This window comes from Sodalis praecaptivus (assembly GCF_000517425.1).
GTDB classification, from domain to species: Bacteria; Pseudomonadota; Gammaproteobacteria; order Enterobacterales; family Enterobacteriaceae; genus Sodalis_A; species Sodalis_A praecaptivus.
The window spans coordinates 3,654,373-3,670,350 of record NZ_CP006569.1; the positions used below are offsets into that span (position 1 = coordinate 3,654,373).

General features: G+C 50.5%; 15 protein-coding genes and 1 pseudogene. 10 read left to right on the forward strand and 6 right to left on the reverse strand.

Going from position 1 to position 15,978, the window contains the following annotated elements; genetic code table 11:
* Window positions 1-21: 21 nt before the first annotated feature.
* The 4 genes from SANT_RS16320 to SANT_RS23015 form a co-directional block, all read right to left on the reverse strand.
* Window positions 22-2,076 (reverse strand): EscV/YscV/HrcV family type III secretion system export apparatus protein, encoded by a 2,055-nt coding sequence (locus tag SANT_RS16320; RefSeq protein WP_025423331.1) that lies wholly within the window; start codon window positions 2,074-2,076, stop codon window positions 22-24.
* Between the two features lie 85 nt (window positions 2,077-2,161).
* Window positions 2,162-3,262, reverse strand: coding sequence for a type III secretion system gatekeeper subunit SctW (gene sctW / locus SANT_RS16325; protein ID WP_081730469.1), 1,101 nt, complete (start codon window positions 3,260-3,262; stop codon window positions 2,162-2,164).
* Between the two features lie 15 nt (window positions 3,263-3,277).
* Window positions 3,278-5,038: a type III secretion system outer membrane ring subunit SctC gene (gene sctC / locus SANT_RS16330; protein WP_025423333.1), complete on the reverse strand. Its 1,761-nt coding sequence runs from the start codon at window positions 5,036-5,038 to the stop codon at window positions 3,278-3,280.
* Window positions 5,031-5,852: a helix-turn-helix domain-containing protein gene (locus SANT_RS23015; protein ID WP_081730470.1), complete on the reverse strand. Its 822-nt coding sequence runs from the start codon at window positions 5,850-5,852 to the stop codon at window positions 5,031-5,033. The genes sctC and SANT_RS23015 overlap by 8 nt, the downstream gene beginning before the upstream one ends.
* 214 nt (window positions 5,853-6,066) lie before the next feature.
* Here SANT_RS23015 and SANT_RS16340 point away from each other — a divergent pair, with 214 nt between their 5' ends.
* The 10 genes and pseudogenes from SANT_RS16340 to SANT_RS24900 form a co-directional block, all read left to right on the forward strand.
* Complete coding sequence (locus SANT_RS16340) at window positions 6,067-7,323, forward strand: PrgH/EprH family type III secretion apparatus protein (protein WP_025423335.1); 1,257 nt, start codon at window positions 6,067-6,069, stop codon at window positions 7,321-7,323.
* 11 nt (window positions 7,324-7,334) lie between these two features.
* Window positions 7,335-7,592, forward strand: coding sequence for a type III secretion system needle filament subunit SctF (gene sctF, locus SANT_RS16345; RefSeq protein WP_025423336.1), 258 nt, complete (start codon window positions 7,335-7,337; stop codon window positions 7,590-7,592).
* A 51-nt stretch (window positions 7,593-7,643) separates the two neighbouring features.
* Window positions 7,644-7,967 (forward strand): type III secretion system inner rod subunit SctI, encoded by a 324-nt coding sequence (gene sctI / locus SANT_RS16350; protein ID WP_025423337.1) that lies wholly within the window; start codon window positions 7,644-7,646, stop codon window positions 7,965-7,967.
* Window positions 7,967-8,746, forward strand: coding sequence for a type III secretion system inner membrane ring lipoprotein SctJ (gene sctJ / locus SANT_RS16355; protein WP_025423338.1), 780 nt, complete (start codon window positions 7,967-7,969; stop codon window positions 8,744-8,746). The genes sctI and sctJ overlap by 1 nt, the downstream gene beginning before the upstream one ends.
* Complete coding sequence (locus SANT_RS16360) at window positions 8,743-9,330, forward strand: type III secretion apparatus protein OrgA/MxiK (protein ID WP_025423339.1); 588 nt, start codon at window positions 8,743-8,745, stop codon at window positions 9,328-9,330. Before sctJ ends, SANT_RS16360 begins: the two co-directional genes overlap by 4 nt.
* Window positions 9,308-9,976 carry a hypothetical protein gene (locus tag SANT_RS16365; protein ID WP_148296314.1) on the forward strand — a complete coding sequence of 223 codons (669 nt, stop codon included), beginning with the start codon at window positions 9,308-9,310 and terminating at the stop codon, window positions 9,974-9,976. Before SANT_RS16360 ends, SANT_RS16365 begins: the two co-directional genes overlap by 23 nt.
* Complete coding sequence (locus tag SANT_RS16370) at window positions 9,973-10,350, forward strand: hypothetical protein (RefSeq protein ID WP_025423341.1); 378 nt, start codon at window positions 9,973-9,975, stop codon at window positions 10,348-10,350. Before SANT_RS16365 ends, SANT_RS16370 begins: the two co-directional genes overlap by 4 nt.
* Before the next feature lie 55 nt (window positions 10,351-10,405).
* A complete protein-coding gene (locus SANT_RS16375; protein WP_237234625.1) occupies window positions 10,406-10,951 on the forward strand; it encodes a lytic transglycosylase domain-containing protein in 546 nt (181 codons plus the stop codon).
* A 274-nt stretch (window positions 10,952-11,225) separates the two neighbouring features.
* A complete protein-coding gene (locus tag SANT_RS16380) occupies window positions 11,226-13,061 on the forward strand; it encodes an inositol phosphate phosphatase SopB (protein ID WP_158500165.1) in 1,836 nt (611 codons plus the stop codon).
* Between the two features lie 207 nt (window positions 13,062-13,268).
* Window positions 13,269-13,331 (forward strand): annotated as a pseudogene (locus tag SANT_RS24900) (hypothetical protein); the annotation flags it as partial.
* Window positions 13,332-13,504: 173 nt separating this feature from the next.
* Here the strand turns inward: SANT_RS24900 and SANT_RS16385 are convergent.
* Together SANT_RS16385 and SANT_RS16390 are read right to left on the reverse strand one after the other, a co-directional pair.
* Entirely contained in the window at window positions 13,505-13,855 is a 351-nt protein-coding gene (locus tag SANT_RS16385) for a type III secretion system chaperone (RefSeq protein WP_025423344.1), read from the reverse strand.
* Window positions 13,855-15,900, reverse strand: coding sequence for an inositol phosphate phosphatase SopB (locus SANT_RS16390; RefSeq protein ID WP_148296317.1), 2,046 nt, complete (start codon window positions 15,898-15,900; stop codon window positions 13,855-13,857). Before SANT_RS16390 ends, SANT_RS16385 begins: the two co-directional genes overlap by 1 nt.
* Window positions 15,901-15,978 lie beyond the last annotated feature (78 nt).

Consider the following 15,978-nt stretch of genomic DNA (forward strand, 5'->3'; position numbering starts at 1 on the left):
CCTTTGTTGTGGTTTGATGAACTAACTTGTTTGAATAGTGGCAATAATGTCGATGTCGATTCCATCAGTCATTTCATTGAATGACAGCACCTCCAGCTCCGGATAACGTCCTTCCACCAGTTTTTTGATAAAACGCCTTATATCAACCGATACCAACAAAATAATGTCTCGGGCCGCCATTCCGTTATCAGTGAGGCAGGCCGTGAGATAATGCAAAATTTCATCAATCTCGGGCGGCGTTAAATTGATAAAGCTGCCGCCGGATGTTTGCCGGATACCGCCGCGAATCTTTTCTTCAATATCATGAGCAAACACTAACGCGCGGATCTTCCCGAGATAAGAAAAACGATTGCAGATATAGCGCCCCAGCGCGCCGCGCACGTGCTCTACCAGCATAATCGGGTCTTTCTCTTTCGGTCCCCATTGCACCAGAGATTCGAGAATAAGCTTCATGTTGCGAATCGAAATTCTTTCCTGCAGCAACCTTTGAAATACTTCAGAGATACGCTGCACCGTATTATTGCGGTAACTTTCTTTCAGCAACTCAGGGTACTTTTTCTCTAAATCATCCAGCAGCATTTTGGTTTCCTGAATACCGAAGAATTCAGAAATATTATGGGTAAGCAGTGTGGATATGCAGAAATAGAATTCATCAATGGCAGATCGCGTGATGTATCCCATTTTATGTGCGTTATCCGCTTTCTCTTCCGGCAACCAATAACTCACGCCTTGCGGCGTGTTGATGCTCTCGACGCTGTTATCCAACATCTTGAGCTCTTCGCCGTTGATCAATATTTTATGCATCCCCGGTATCAGCATATAGTCCGCGACGGGGATCTCATTGATGGCAATATTCATCGAAGCACATACCGACTTGGGCGCATAACCGATGGTGATCTCCGGCAACCTTACGCCATATTCAATGAAAAAGGTTTTTTTTAGCCGCGAGGCTAAATTGTGCTGTTCCAGCTTTGGCTTGAATGTCTCATTGAACGTGATCATCAGCGGTAAGGTCTCCGGAATGATATCGCCGTCAATGGTGACCGCCTCAGACTGGGCCTCGTCGTCGGCGCCCTTCTCGCGATGACTTTCACCGCTTTTGTTCTTATGCCGGTTGCGCCATTTATCTTTAAAATAAATCGCAATCAATAGCGCCGACAGCACCATAAACACCGGTAACGGGAATCCAGGTAAGAATCCCATCGCCAGCGCCAGGCAGGCGGTGACCATGAGGGTCGACTGATTCGCGAACAGATCGGTAATGATCTTGGAACCGAGATTGTTGTTTTTATTGTTGTTGACCCGGGTGACAATAAACCCGCCGCTGATGGAGATAAGCAGCGCGGGAATTTGCGCCACCAGCGCATCACCAATCGACAAGTGGGTATAAACGGTAAGCGCCTCGGAAAGCTCCATACCGTGCTGAACCATACCGACCGAAATCCCGCCTATCAAGTTGACAAAGATGATGATAATACCGGCGATGGCATCACCCTTGATGAATTTCATCGCGCCGTCAAGCGCACCGTACAGTTGACTCTCCGCTTCCAATACTTCACGTCGTTTCTTGACGCCATCCTCATCGAGTACCCCCGCTTTCAAATCGGCATCGATGCTCATCTGTTTGCCCGGCATGGCATCCAGGGAGAAACGCGCCGCCACTTCTGCGATACGCTCTGACCCTTTGGTGATAACGATAAATTGCACGACGGTGACGATAAAGAAGATGACGAAACCGACCACCAAATTATCGCCTATGACGAATTGCCCAAAGCTGGCCACGATTTCACCGGCGTCCGCATCCATTAATACCAGCCGACTGGTACTAATGGATATCGCCAGGCGAAATAGCGTCGTGACGAGCAAGATGGACGGAAAGCTGGAAAAGTCCAAAATTCGTGAAATATAGAATGATCCCATGAAAATCAGGATCGCCATGGTCAAATTAAGCCCTATAAGAAAGTCAATCAAATAGGTTGGCAAAGGTATAATCAGCATGACGATAACGAGTACCATCATCGCCAGAATAATAAGCTCCGGCCGTGATTTAATCTGATACAAAAGTGAATTTATCATTATTTATACTAAATCATCTAATCAAGGCTAAGAAGTACACCGATATTCGATCCCATCATCGGACGACTGCGCAGTTAAGTTGTTATCAGCTGTGAAAATCTTTCCAGGCACCGCTTTTCTTTTCTATCGCAAAGAGTTCGGACAAATAGTCTTCGCACAACGTCAGAACGCTTTCACGATCTTCCTCCACGGCATATAACACCGTAGGCGTTTGATTGAATATACCGCGCATCGACTGCATGAAATTAGTCTTTCGTCTAACGCTTTGCCGCCGTAGATTCTTTTTGACGAACTCCGTCAGCGCGGCGATGAGTTTTTTATGATCTAACAAACCGAGTAAAAATAGATTTATCGCTTCGCTTTCATAATCTTCACGCGGCTGTCGCAAAGTGAGTTTAGCCAACTCCTTCATTAACATAAGGTCCAGAGTATTCAATATACGCGCATCAGACAACTTACTGCCGAGCGGCCCATACTCCTCGCTATTCAAGCCCGGTAGCGTGGATTTCATATCGCAGACTAACGCGCGCAAGGTAAAGGCCAGCAGCCGGGTACGGTGTTTAATGCCAAATTGCGCAATCCAGTCCTGATAAATATAGGCGGCGGCCAGATCCATTTCGATGAATTGCTGGTAGCTGGCCCGTAACGCTTTTGCCGTCAGGTTTGCCACGCCTTGACTGAACTGTTTCGCGCATTGGCCCACATTGGCGCCGGCGTTCATTTTTCGTTGATCCGCATGTTTTTCGAGGTCGGCAATCGCTTTTTCCAGCTCTTTCTTTTGCAGGGCTGAAAGTCTCTGCCGATACAACAGCTCCCTTAACGCCAAAATTAAATCACTGTCGTCAGGAAACAGACTGCGGGCTTCGGAAAGTAAGCGGGTATAGCTCATCTTTCCTTTGCCGAGAACGGTAATCAGCGCGTTGATCTTTTCGTCGGCCGACTCTTCAAGCATTTGCGAGAGGAAATCATTTTCTTCAATGTCATTCCCTTTACCGCGCCTGTTCATGCGGCGAAAAGCGTTAAATACCTGGCCCATCTCCTCCATGCCTAACGCAATTTCCGTCTCCAGACTGACCTCAACCACCGGCATACCGTCATCGATGGGAATCGATTCGCTCTGCCCTGTCTTAGCGGATAGGGAAATGAAATCCCGAAAACTTCTTGTATCTATCGAATTGATCGCCATCGTACCGCTCTCGGATTAATGCTGGGCCATATAATTGTGCAGCATGGCCACGGTCGCTTTTAAAGTTATATTGGTACCCAGTGAGGTCTGGCCAAGCGACGTATTTTCGTCTACGCCTTCCCAAACGGCGCCTTGGGGCAATAATTTGGGCTGAATGAGGAACATCCGCACAAATTGCTTGTTGTGTTTGTAGCGATAATCAAACAGCCGTCCCAAAAAGGGGATGTCTCGCAGCAGGGGGATCCCCCAGCCGCCGCTGACGCGTTGATCGCGGCTATAGCCTCCCACCAACAAACTACTCCCCTTGGGCACCCGTGCCTCCGTGCTGATCTGCGTATTGTTAACCAGCGGTAATTCGGCAACCTGTGTGATTTGGTTATCGCCGGTGGTCGTGAGACCGCCATCCTGGATATCCAGAATCATTTCGATTTCTTTACTGCCGCTGGACAGGCGCGGCAGGACGCTTATCAAAGTGCCGTAAGTGATCTTTTCAAGGGTGGCGGTACGTTCCCCTTTGACCTGGACATAAAAACTCGAATTGTTATCAAACAGCGCCGGGATATTTTCCTGCGTCAAAATCTCCGGATGCGCGACGATTTGCGCTTCCTGCCGTTTGGCCAGCGCGCTCACTTCCGCAAGAAACTGCGTACTGTTAGTTGCGCTCAACGAGCTGGAATTGAAGGCAATACCGCCGTTCCCCATCCGGGCGCTGCCCGACCAGTTTACCCCCAGCTGATTAACTTCATCTTTATCGATATCCAGAATCCACAGCGAAAGCTGAATCTGCTGTTTGGCAATATCAATCGCCGTAACCAGATCCTGCACATAGCTGACCTGCTGGCTCGCTCCTTGGATCAGCAAACTATTGGTATCGGGGTAAGCGACGATATTAATCGTGCCGTAACTGACGTTATCCGCCGGCTGCGAACTTTTATTCTGCTGCGGAAGGGGCGGCAACGGAGGAAAGTTCCCTCCCCCTTCAGCGGCGTTGGCGGCGGTTAATGCGCTGCGGGTATCGCGGTCAATGGTAATAGTGGCCAGCGGAACCGGGTTGCGGCTATCCCGGGGAGCGCCGTTGCCGTTACCGCCATTAAGCAGTTGATTCAACACCGTTGCGACACCCGGTATACTAACGGGTGCGTCTCGTTGCGAGTAATTACGATCGGTGACGAAAGAATTTTTCAGCTTGATCACGCGAATTTCATTCTTGCCGGTGGTGGTATCGCTAAACGTGCTATCCAAATACTTGGCGGCGGCGGTGACCAGACCGACATACACCGGCGGCCCGGAAATGTAGAAACCGCCGGAGCTGCCGTTAGTGCGTGGTGGAAAACGCTGGTCATACAGCATGGTAGACTTTAAAAAGGCCACCAGGCGGTCAAATGGCGCATGACGCAGTTGTACCATCTGACTTTGCATTTCATTTACGTCATAGACATAAATCGCGCTGCCGTCGTTATACCAAATCAAAGCCGTTTTGGCGGCCAGGTTTTCAAGCAGCTGCAGCGGTTTGTTCATGTCGAACTTTCCCGATACCTGTTTACGACCGGCCAGCTCGCTGACGATAATGGGTTTATGTATTTCACCGGCCAAGGTGGACAGCAGCTGGCGTATGCTACTCTTGTTGGCGACATATTCGTTGGTACTGCTGCTGGCTATCTCATTGCTCGTCTGCTCGGAGCGAAACGGCCCCGCCCAAGACGCAGCCGGCACGCCCACCGCCGCCAGCAATAACCAAGCGCAGCCTATTTTAAAAAATTGCACGACCTTACTCATATAAAAAACCTTCCAACGCTCTGAAACTTTTTGGCGTAATACCAAAAAACGACTTCATTTCCATAGAAAAATGTGAAGATGAACTATAGCCATTGTCCTGAGCAATAACGGAAATGCTGCTATTGCCTTCAATGAGTTGCAGGGCACAATATGCCGCGCGCCAGATTCTCATCTGCCCTTTAGCGCCGCGTTTCAAATAGCGATGGCACAGTCTTCTAAAATAAGATTCTGAAACGCCATAACGCTTACTGACTTCCTGTATTTTATTATTCACCGCATCGCCGTTACCGCTCACAATTAGCGACAGCAGATAATTGACTATCCAATAACTCTCCCGCTGGCGAATGAAATGGTATAGTCCCGCATAAGACTCTTGATAAGCCGGGTTTTTACTCAACAGGAGGATGTCCTGCAAAGTTACATTTTGATCTTTTACCAATAGACTGTAGAAGACAGTTTCTTCAACATTGATAATGGATGATTGTATTTCATCATTATACTTGATATCGTACTCGGTAAAGGCCAATAACGCCGCGGCATCATTAAGAGGAATGTCGACTAAACGCCACTCACCATAAAAGCAAAAGGTTACCAGGGAATGCACCCCGACAATTATCGCATGAAAGGGTTTAACCCATTTTCCCGGACCTTCATTAGTGTGAATGCTAAAATAGGCGTTTTTTGAAAGAGGAAGCAAATATAAGACTCTATCATGCACTTGAGTCGTTACTCCTCGTTCACCGCTAATTTCTTCAGCATTGACGGAAAATGAAGGGCGGAAATCAGTCATTACTTGCTGAATTTTACCTCTCATGTTTCACCCTTTTGCCGTTAGTGGAAGTTAATTTTCGTGTCGTAATAAGACCAGAGCTTCTCGCGACCGTCAACCGCCAGGCTTAAAAATCATAAAAAAATCATAATATGATAAAAAGATCATAAAATTTTGATGATAAAATGATATAAACGCCATTCCCATTTCCAATCAATTTCTCTATCATCGCGGCTGAACTTATTTAGAGATGGAAATAATGTCTGACGTTTTCACTGATAATAAAAATGAAGCCGGTGAATTAAGCTATACGCTTAAAATCTTATTTGGCCCCATGTACGGCAGCGATCTTATTTTGCCGCCCAAAACCTATTCTATTATTATTGGTCGTAGCCAATCGCTCATGATTGACGCGCAGGGGGATGAACAGGGACATGCCTGTCAATATGCGCATAACACCCTATTCATTCCTTATGAAGCGCGCCACATCAATATGACGCTGCATCTACCCGCTAGCGATGAAACCGGCGCTAAGGGTAAAGATGAAGATGAGGGCGACTATGCTCTGGAGATAAACGATCCCGAAGCCCCCCAGCAGCGGTGGGTAACGCACAATGCTGTATTTAGCGATGGGGATATTCATTTTGCCATTAAGCGTTCAGAAGAAGAATGGCATCAGGATATTAGCGAATTTAAACAGCCCACGCCCAACCAACCCCCGGCGGGCGATACCAACGCCGCTTGGGATACGTTGAGGAAACGTCGGGTGCTGGTGGCAAGCGTGCTGGCTATCTTTATGTTGCTCATCGCCGCGGCGATCGGCGTTCGCTATTATCGCACCTCGCATCAGATTATTTCGCTGACGGCAGCCCTTGCCGGTTCTCCGTCGCCGGTCACCTTGTTGCAGGGCAATGACGGGAAAATCTATGCCCTTGCCCGTCAATACCGCGATCTGCAATGGCTGAATGCGGCGTTGGCCAAGCGACCGAACGCCGCAGAGGTAGTACCGCTGTGGTTGACGCAGGTTTCCCAGGATATCACCAACACCTTGCGCTTAGAGGGGGTGCCGGTGCTGCGGCTGGATATGGCGCATCCCGATTCGCCGGTGCTGTTGGTGCTTGAGGGAATGACGCCGGCAAAGCAAAGCGCGTTACGAAAAAAGATTTTGGCCATGTTGCCCTTCGCCAAATCCCTTGAATTTCGCTCTTTTAGCAAAAATTTTCTGGTGCAGCAGGCCAGGCAGGCGCTCGACAGAATGCACATTGTCTATCGCCAGGTCGCCACGCCATTTGGCTTTTCCTACCTGATTCATGATCAGCTAAATGACAATACCATGGCGGAGCTACAGGGTTTCATGGAGGCCTATTATTCACAATGGGGGAGTGAGTTCATCACCTTCTCCATCAACCTTGACGAAAATTGGCTGTTGGACAAGTCCTACCTAGCCGCGCCCAACGGCTATGTTTTCGTCAATCCACATAACTGGTATTTCCCATCAGTTAATGCAACGCAATAAGGACCATAAGTATGAGTGACCTCAGAGCCTGGAACGGTAATGGTTGGTTTATCGATGATATCGCCAAAGATTTTGATACGGGCGCGCAAACCATGATGCAACAGCTTGAAGAGGCGCGTGCGGAGTTAGCGAAAGCCCCCGATAATCCCAGCGTGTTAGCGGAATTCCAGGCTAAATTGTCTGAATATACCCTATTCAGAAACGCCCAATCGTCCACCGTCAAAGCGTTTAAAGATATCGGCGCCGCGATAATTCAAAACTTCCGTTAAGGTATTTACCCCGGGGTGAGCCTCACGGCTTGCCCGACTCAGGAGCTATTTATGACCATGCAAAACTTAATTTCTTTAAAGGAACTCACGGCTTTATCCACTAATGCCATTAGCGCCACCTCGCACACCGAACTGCCCACCGGCGGTACGACCTCGCAATTGGTTTCATCTACCTTTAAACAGTTAAGTGAACAGGATTTAGATTTTAAGCAAATGATAAATGCCTTAAGTTCATCACCGGAGACGACCAGCAATCCCGAAAAGCTGTCGCAATTGCAATCCCTTATCGGCGAATACTCAAACTATGTTTCATTAGTGTCTACGCTTGCCAAAAAGGGGGTCAATACCGTCGAGACACTGGGAAAAGCACAATAATGTTCAAGCGACTTCTTTTAACCGGTACGGTGATTCTCGCCGCTTTGTTGACTACAGGCTGTAATGATACGCTTTTGTTGAATAATCTAAGTCAGGAACAGGCCAATGAAGTTCTGGCGGTGTTGCAGCAGCATAATATAGCCTCTCAGAAAAGCGGTACGCTGAAGGAAGGATATGCGATTTCGGTTCCCAAAAGCGACACCACCACGGCGTTGTCAATTCTGAATCAATATCAGCTACCGGCCAAAGCTGAAGTCCAAATTTCCCAGGCTTTCCCCGATAATGCGTTGATTTCTTCCCCGCAGGCCGAGCGGGCGCGTATGTTGTCGCTGCAGGAGCAGCGTCTTGAGCAATCGTTGAAAATTATTAGCCAAGTGGTCAATGCCCGTGTTCACGTCAGTTATCCGCTGAACGATAATACTTTCATTACCGACCTGCCCGCTGAGCATGTCTCTATTTTGATTACCTATAGCGGCAGCCTTAATGAAAATATGTTCATCAGCAAAATTAAGACGTTAATCAAAAACGGTCTTAGCAATGTCCGCTTTGAAGATATTTCCGTTGTATTGTTTCAGGCGCCGCCATTGCAATACAGTGCGCCCACGCAGGGCGCTCAGCCGTTAATGACCCCGTGGCTATATGCCCTTTGCGGTGTGCTGTTGGCGGCGTTGCTGGCGGGAGGCTCTGTATTGTATCTGCTGGTCAAGAAACAGCGGCCGGAAACGCCACAGGACGTTACGCCGCCGGATGTGCCGGAGAAGGAGGATATGCCGGTATGACCCCGCTGCGATTGGCCAATGTCATGCGCGTGATGTACCACCCGGTCAGTTATCTCCACGCCAGCCGTTTCCCCTCCGGCTGGCGCCGAGAGGACGAGGCGGCGCATCCGCTGCTTAACCATTGGATACTGCGACATTATCATTGCCCGGACGACGTCGGGACGTTCAGCCATGATCCCTTTTATCGCCTCTTAATTGACGGCTGGCAGCGGCTTGGCGACGCCGCGCTGTTGATAGGCGCACATTTGCTGCGTAATCGACTGCTGGCCGATGGGCGGTTCATTTTACTGGCGCCACCGGTGCAATCCTTTCTCGCCCTTCCGCTGCCGCAATTGACGCCGGCCGCGGGCGTACACGAGCAGGAGGAAACGGCAGCGGCGCTGTTGCATCACCCCGACCCGGCCGCCTGGGGCGCCTATTGGCTACTGTCGAGACTGAAGCATTTCCCCCCCGCCGTTTATCGGCGGGCATGCCTGCTGTTTCCGGCCGTACAGCCGTTACCGCAGCAGGCGACGCCCCTGTCGCCGTCCTCAATTAACCTGATAAAAATGGCCCTTCATCATGCGCAATATGTTACTCGATGAGCTTAATGGCGGCGGCGACCCCGTCATCATTAAAGCCCGGCGTTCACGCCGCGCCCGCCGCGCCGCGAACATGCTGGAGCAAACCTATCGGCGATGCCAGGATCTGGTCGCCGAGAATCAGCGTGAATGCGAAGCGCTTTATCAACAGCAATATCAGGCCGGTTTTCGTGCAGGCTTTCAGCATCTGTATCAGCAGTGGCTTATTCAGTTGGATGAATGGGCCGGTCTGCAAAAAGAGTTGGCCCAAGCCCGCCGCGTGCAATTGGCCGAGGATCTAACCGCGCTGTTCACTCAGCCAACCATCGTGGATTTTATCGTTAAGCAACTGACTCAGACCACGGGGATCGATGTCCCCTCGGTCGTTGTGCTGCCGGCGGGCATCACTCCTCCGGACTCGCTGCTGCACATTCATTGCATCAGCGGCGACGACGATAACTTTGCGGTACAGCAGGGCGAACGCGTTGTGCGTTTTCCCCAGGATCGCCTGTGTCGGCAATGGCTGACCGATATTGATACGCAGGAGGGAATACGCGAGCTGCAACGGCATATCGATACCTTGCCCTCTGCCCGGCTGGACGCGTTGTGCCAGTCGATGACCGTTTTTGTACAACAACTTTTCACGCCAAAAAACGAGGAAACATCATGAATATCAGCGCCATGAGCGCCGCCGCAGCCAGCGCCCAGAGTTCGTCCACGGCGACATCCAGCGATTTTAATCAGATTGTCACGGACTGGCTGCTCAGCGAGCGGCCTACGCTCAGCCTGACGGAACTGAAGCAGGAAATCAAAAAATTGTACCCCGACAGCAGCCATATCGTCACCCAGGGGGAGGTCACCTCTGCCCTGCTCTACGCCAGCGCTTCGATGGCGGGCTCGCAGGACTTGGAGGTACAAACCTATTTGAAAAACACGCTCAACCCCCTGGTGACGCAATCTTTGGGGTTGAGCTACGCCTTTAACGATTTTATGCAGGCCATGATCTGCGGCAATGAAGATGATGCGCCCGAACCTTTTTTCTAACTTTTATCTGTCTCGTTTACGCCAACCTCTTAACGCTTTCACCGCCTTAAGAGGCGTGGCAAAACTTGCCAAAACGCCTAAAACCGTTGGTTTACTGCTGTTGTTGGGGTGTGGCGCGGTTAAGGCTGAAACGGATTGCGTGCGCTATGCCGCGCAATGTTTTCAGGTCAATCCATTACTCATCCGCGCCATTATCTGGCAGGAATCCCGTTTTGAGCCGCGGGCGATAAACCACAATAGTAATCGCACGCGGGATATCGGTCTGATGCAGATCAACACGGTGAATTTACCGATGCTGAACACCCTCGGTGTCAACCCTCAAAACTTACGGGAGAATAGCTGCGTCAATGTGATGTCCGGCACTTATATCCTGCATACGCTGGTGCAGCGCTACGGGTATTCTTGGAATACCATTGGCCGATACCATTCCGCCACCCCGCGCTTTAACAACGTTTATGTCAATAAGTTACTCGATACATTGACCAAGCCCGCGCAGGTGGCCAATATACGCGCCTATCATGTGCCCATTGCGTCACGCGAGGAGATTGACAGACTCTTTGCGCCGCACTGCCTAGTCAATAAGACATTATCTACGCAATAACCTCCCTCGCCGCCGGTCCTGATGGGGTTTATCTTCGACGTTTTGTAGAGCAACTGCTTCAGGAACCTGCGCTCCGACCCGCCTGAAAAGGTTCACCTTCGTCGCGCCAATTCGGTCATTTAAACGCGCTCGGCCTTTCGCTGTGTCAATGCATTGCAGATGTGTTGACGGTCATGTTTGCTGCAGGGTGACTAAACGGCAGGTTGCGTTTTTTGACATCTTAATAAATTAAAAAAAACATAATGGACTAACTAATTGTATGGGAGGCCATTCCATGAATACATCACCCATCAGTCATGCGTCCGTTATGCCAATCAGGATTTCAGACGCGGATCAGGATGCACCCCACGCCAGTACCTCCTCGTCTATCGGCCCCGGCCTAACCTTAAGCGTCGGACGACACGCGAGTCCCCCACCGGAAAAATACCAGTTTAATGCGTCATTGCGCCGTGATAGTGCCGCCTCTGGCATCGACGAAGCACAGACAGTGTCTTTACCCCTGGCAGACAATCATGTTTCTGAGTTTGGCCAGTCGGTGCGCGAACTCCTGCAATATCAGCTCGACCTGATCAATACGGCAGAATTGGCACTGACGACCCGCAACCGGGCGGAGGGAGATGAACCGGATGGCGCCAGGCGCACCGGGATAGCGGGGTATCAGCGCCTTGGGTCGGAGCCATACCTGCCGGAGTTAGTCAAATTGACGCAAGAAATTTTTGATGCAATGACACATCTTGAGCAGGATAGGAATGCTACCGCAATCGAGCTACGAACGGCTGGCCGCCTGCGCAATAAGTTAGTCAGTCTGATCGCTGGAGAATACCGTCGTAACGGCGTGTCTTACTGCCAGGCCAAACGACTTGCCGTTGGCGACTATCATGACGCGCGCATTACATTTCTTAATAACAAATCCTGGAAAACCTTACGACACCAACTCAGCCATAAAGCGCATACCTATGTCAGTACACAACGCCCGGCGGCCGAGATGAAATTGGGTGAGCGCGATATCTTCGAGAAATCCTATGACGGTAAAGGTATCTGTAGCGCCGATACGGTTAGCGTGGACCACGCGGCCAATTTGTGGCACTCCTCTCTTAGCGTTAAAGAGGCCAACGGACAGGAAAAGGTGCTGTTTCAGGGAATACATCACGGCGTATTATCGCCCTATGGCCTGCCCGCCGGCTCACCACAACGCACAGCAGGCGCGTTGAATCGGGCAAAGGAGGTGGTCGCCGCCGCCCTGTATAGCAAAAATGACCTCATGACGCGCGCGTTGGCCGAAGAGGAGGTATCGCTGCGGTTAGTATCCACATCGCTGCTAACGCCCACAAGCGTAGCTGGCAAGGAAAAAGCCATGCTGCGTGACCAGATGGCGGCCTGGCAAACGCTGAGTGATCCGCTAAAACAGCCGCTGGAGATTCGCGTTCATGACCACGAAGGTAACTTAAAGACGGTCAAAGTGGCGCTGAGCGTCGTCGCATTGAATTTTGGGGTTAATGAAGCGGCCCTTAAACTGGGATTAGGTACCTCGACTTCCGACGCTTATAACGCCCCCGCGCTCGCGCAATTGCTGGGAAACGATTTGCGGCCTGAGGCCGAACCGGGGGGTTGGGTTGGCGCGTATTTAAATTCCGAACCTGCAAACGAACCTGCTAATGCCAGGAAGGTACGCGATCTTTGTGACCAGATAAAACGAATTTGGGCGTGGGAAGCACACCGTAGCGATGATGGCGAACCTTACAAAGCGGCACAGCGCATCGCTATGCTGGCCTACGAGATTGGCGCCGTACCTTGCTGGAATTGTAAGAGCGGCAAAGACCGGACCGGTATGCTTGATGTGGAATTGAAGAGAGAGGTTATCCACTATGATACCCAACAGCCGCTAAGTCGCCCCATTGCTCCTCTTAATGACGCACATAGAACGTTGTTGCAAGAGGTACTGATGAAAAGCGGCAATCTGGAAATTCAGCGTTGCAATACGGGCATTAAAGGCAACAAAGTGTTTAGGAAATTCAAGCTGCCTGGCTTCAATTTGTCTTTATCAAGACGTATTGGGCTGGACGCCCTCTGGTTCAGAGCAAAAGGATTATCCCATCTTGCCAAGTCGTGAAGAGAATAGGATGTCTCATTTAGTGTTATGCCTCTACATAGCACTCGGTCTTGATCCGCGACAAGAGCCTGCGGTATTAACTCATGATGAGCTGACATTGACTTTGACGCATTATTTGTAGGCCGGGTAATGCGCTGTCCGTAAAGGGTGCTGCCAGACGACAGCGAACGGCTGCAGACCATTTTACCTCTTCATGATACCCGTCCAGTGACGTTAGCGGCGGATGCTGGACGTTCCGTCTTGTCGGCGCGTTATCGCTTGTCGGCACAAAGTAGTAAGGAGCACATGCTCGCAGGATTAGCGCTGTTTGTCGAATCGGTGAAAAAAGTTGGCCACCCTGAGTGGCGGCCGAAGGATGATATCGTTCAAGGCTTGTGGATTCGCGGGCATGGTTATCGTTGCTATGCCCGCGTCCACGCGCTACGGCTCGAGACGCGGCTTTCTCAAGCCGCCTTCATGACGGCTTCCTGCCGTAGTTGCTCGATAGTTTCAACATATAATGACAGGCCCGCCAGCATATCTTCGGTGCTGCTTTCCGGCGGCAGACGGTATAACGCTAACAATACAGATTGGTCGGCATCCGCCGCCAGCGTCACCGGGCTTGCGTAATTCATACTGAGGATCGCCTGCAATTGATCGCTGTCGGTTGGCAGGCTTCTAAGCGGACAACACATTTCCAGCCCCGCGTCCGATTCGTCAAAATACACTTCCAGTTCATCATTGATAAGTAACGCCGGGTCGTCCATCGGGTCAAGTCCCAGTGATTCATAAAGATCTAACAATAAATTTTGCATTAAAGACTCCTTTTAGAGGATGACTTGGCGAATTGGGCCAATCCTTTTACTTTGGACCAAACATCACCCAGTCCAAGACGTTTCGTTAAAGATAAATTCATGCTGGACAGCTTAAATGTTTTGGCAACCTTGTTGCCTTTAACACCTGTGTTTTGCTTTTGTACTTCCAAATTCCCGCTTTGCAGCACCACCGTCTGCAGCAACTGCGTATCTTTCTCATTGAGCCTCTCTTGCGGGTCTTTCAGCGGCTGTTGATTGTGATAGGCAATCGCTTCCCGTTTCACCTCGGCATCAAGCATGCCGGTGCGATCTTTACCGCTTTTACAGTTCCAGCAAGGTACCGCACCTATTTCATACGCCAGCATCATCAGACGCTGCGGCGTTTTATAAGGCTCTCCACCGTCGCTGCGGTGCAGTTTCCCATTCCAAATATTCTTTAATTGCTTACTGAGGGTAATGACCTTGTTGGCGTTTTCCGGCGTCGGCTTGCCTTCCAGGTAGCGACCGACCCAGCCTCCCGGCTCAGCTTCTGGCCGCAAATCGTTACCGAGGAGCTGGTTTAATGCTACGGCGTTATAACTATCAGACGTGTCGTTGCCCAAGCCGAGTTTCAATGAAAATTCATTGACGCCGAAGTTAAATGCGGCGACGTCCAGGGCAACTTTGACCTCTTGGGCTTCTCCCTTATCGTTATGCACCGTTAAGGTAAGCGCGCCGTCCCGCTGCGATTCCGCCTTGCATAAGGTTTGCCAGGCCTGCATTTGGTCGCGCAGCATCTCCCTTTCTTTGCCGAAGATGCTTATTTTAGTGGGCGTCAAAAGTGAGGTTGAGACCAGCTGCAAGGGTACAGTCTCCCCTTTCAGCGCCCGTGCCATCAGTTCAGGGCGAGAGTAGAGCGCCGCCGTGACGACTTCTTTAGCACGATTCTGCGCCCCTTCAATGCGTTCCGCAGATCTCGCCGGCAATGCGAAGGGTGACAGCACGCCGTGGCGAATGCCCTGGAACAGCGTTTGCTGTTGACCAAATTGATCTTCCACACTCAACGACGATTGCCATAAGTTTGCCGCGTGCTTGGTTTCATTCGCGTCGGATGAACAGATCCCTTTCCCCTGGTAGGCGGTTGGAAAAATATCCCTGTCCCCCAGTTTCATCTCGGCGGCAGGGCGCTGGAGACTACTATACTGGTTGCCGTTATGGCTTATCTCCCGCTGTATCGTTTTCCAGGGGGCATTATTGAGCGTATCAGTACGCGCCGCATTATAAGCGACCAGCGCGCGTTTTTTGGCTTCTTGCGGCTTGATGCCCATCTTCTGATATTCACTGGTGAGCATCGCCAGCATCTCTTTGCGTAGCTTAGCGGCGTCCATTAACTCGTCGGGATGGGCATTACGATCTTGTTTAATTTCAGCGAATTTGCCCTCCGTGGTTTTTTTCAATTCCGCCAAGTGTTCGCGGCTGGCAATAATATGGTCATGGATGCTGTTCTCGGCGCTGGCAGATCTCCCTTTTCTCTCCATTGGCTGAAGTATTTCAAGCTGTTTATAGGCCAGTATTGTCGTCTCAATTACCCCAAGTTGATACTCGGTAAGCTCATTAATTGACTGGGCGCATTCGGACACATTCATGTCGCTTAAGGCGATCTCAGGCGCCACCCCTTGGCCGGAAGTGGGCGAGACGTCTTTTATTTCCGGTTGGCTTTTCGACAGCAATGCCGCGTTTATCGCCTCCGGCGAAGAATGCTGAGCGCCATCCATTGGCTGTTTTTTTTCCAACGGGTTCAGCTTATCGAAGATCGCCTCGAGCCCCTCCCTCTTACCATACACCGGTGGCGGGTCACGGCGTTCGGGAGTTTCAGTAAGGGTTTGCTTTTCTGGCCGCTTGCTATCCTTGCCATCAAGTAGGCTATACAAAAAATTTAGGTTAGAATTAAGTGAATTACGCTCGTTGACAAGCGTGTCTTTTGCCGCGTCCTTGGGCGATTGTTGCTCGAAAAGCTTTCTCATTGACGCAACGCTAACATTACTGTGTCGTATTACTTCAGGCATATCAGACCTCCTATAGTTAGGATTATTATTCCTGATTTGCCTAAATTTGATGTCAATTAACGCTACTCAGCACTTGCA

Excerpts from the sequence above, each read along its gene's own strand:
- SANT_RS16320 (WP_025423331.1), bottom strand. The coding sequence starts at position 2,076 with ATGATAAATTCACTTTTGTATCAGATTAAATCACGGCCGGAGCTTATT.
- sctW (WP_081730469.1), bottom strand. The coding sequence starts at position 3,262 with ATGGCGATCAATTCGATAGATACAAGAAGTTTTCGGGATTTCATTTCC.
- sctC (WP_025423333.1), bottom strand. The coding sequence starts at position 5,038 with ATGAGTAAGGTCGTGCAATTTTTTAAAATAGGCTGCGCTTGGTTATTG.
- SANT_RS23015 (WP_081730470.1), bottom strand. The coding sequence starts at position 5,852 with ATGAGAGGTAAAATTCAGCAAGTAATGACTGATTTCCGCCCTTCATTT.
- SANT_RS16340 (WP_025423335.1), top strand. The coding sequence starts at position 6,067 with ATGTCTGACGTTTTCACTGATAATAAAAATGAAGCCGGTGAATTAAGC.
- sctF (WP_025423336.1), top strand. The coding sequence starts at position 7,335 with ATGAGTGACCTCAGAGCCTGGAACGGTAATGGTTGGTTTATCGATGAT.
- sctI (WP_025423337.1), top strand. The coding sequence starts at position 7,644 with ATGACCATGCAAAACTTAATTTCTTTAAAGGAACTCACGGCTTTATCC.
- sctJ (WP_025423338.1), top strand. The coding sequence starts at position 7,967 with ATGTTCAAGCGACTTCTTTTAACCGGTACGGTGATTCTCGCCGCTTTG.
- SANT_RS16360 (WP_025423339.1), top strand. The coding sequence starts at position 8,743 with ATGACCCCGCTGCGATTGGCCAATGTCATGCGCGTGATGTACCACCCG.
- SANT_RS16365 (WP_148296314.1), top strand. The coding sequence starts at position 9,308 with ATGCGCAATATGTTACTCGATGAGCTTAATGGCGGCGGCGACCCCGTC.
- SANT_RS16370 (WP_025423341.1), top strand. The coding sequence starts at position 9,973 with ATGAATATCAGCGCCATGAGCGCCGCCGCAGCCAGCGCCCAGAGTTCG.
- SANT_RS16380 (WP_158500165.1), top strand. The coding sequence starts at position 11,226 with ATGAATACATCACCCATCAGTCATGCGTCCGTTATGCCAATCAGGATT.
- SANT_RS16385 (WP_025423344.1), bottom strand. The coding sequence starts at position 13,855 with ATGCAAAATTTATTGTTAGATCTTTATGAATCACTGGGACTTGACCCG.
- SANT_RS16390 (WP_148296317.1), bottom strand. The coding sequence starts at position 15,900 with ATGCCTGAAGTAATACGACACAGTAATGTTAGCGTTGCGTCAATGAGA.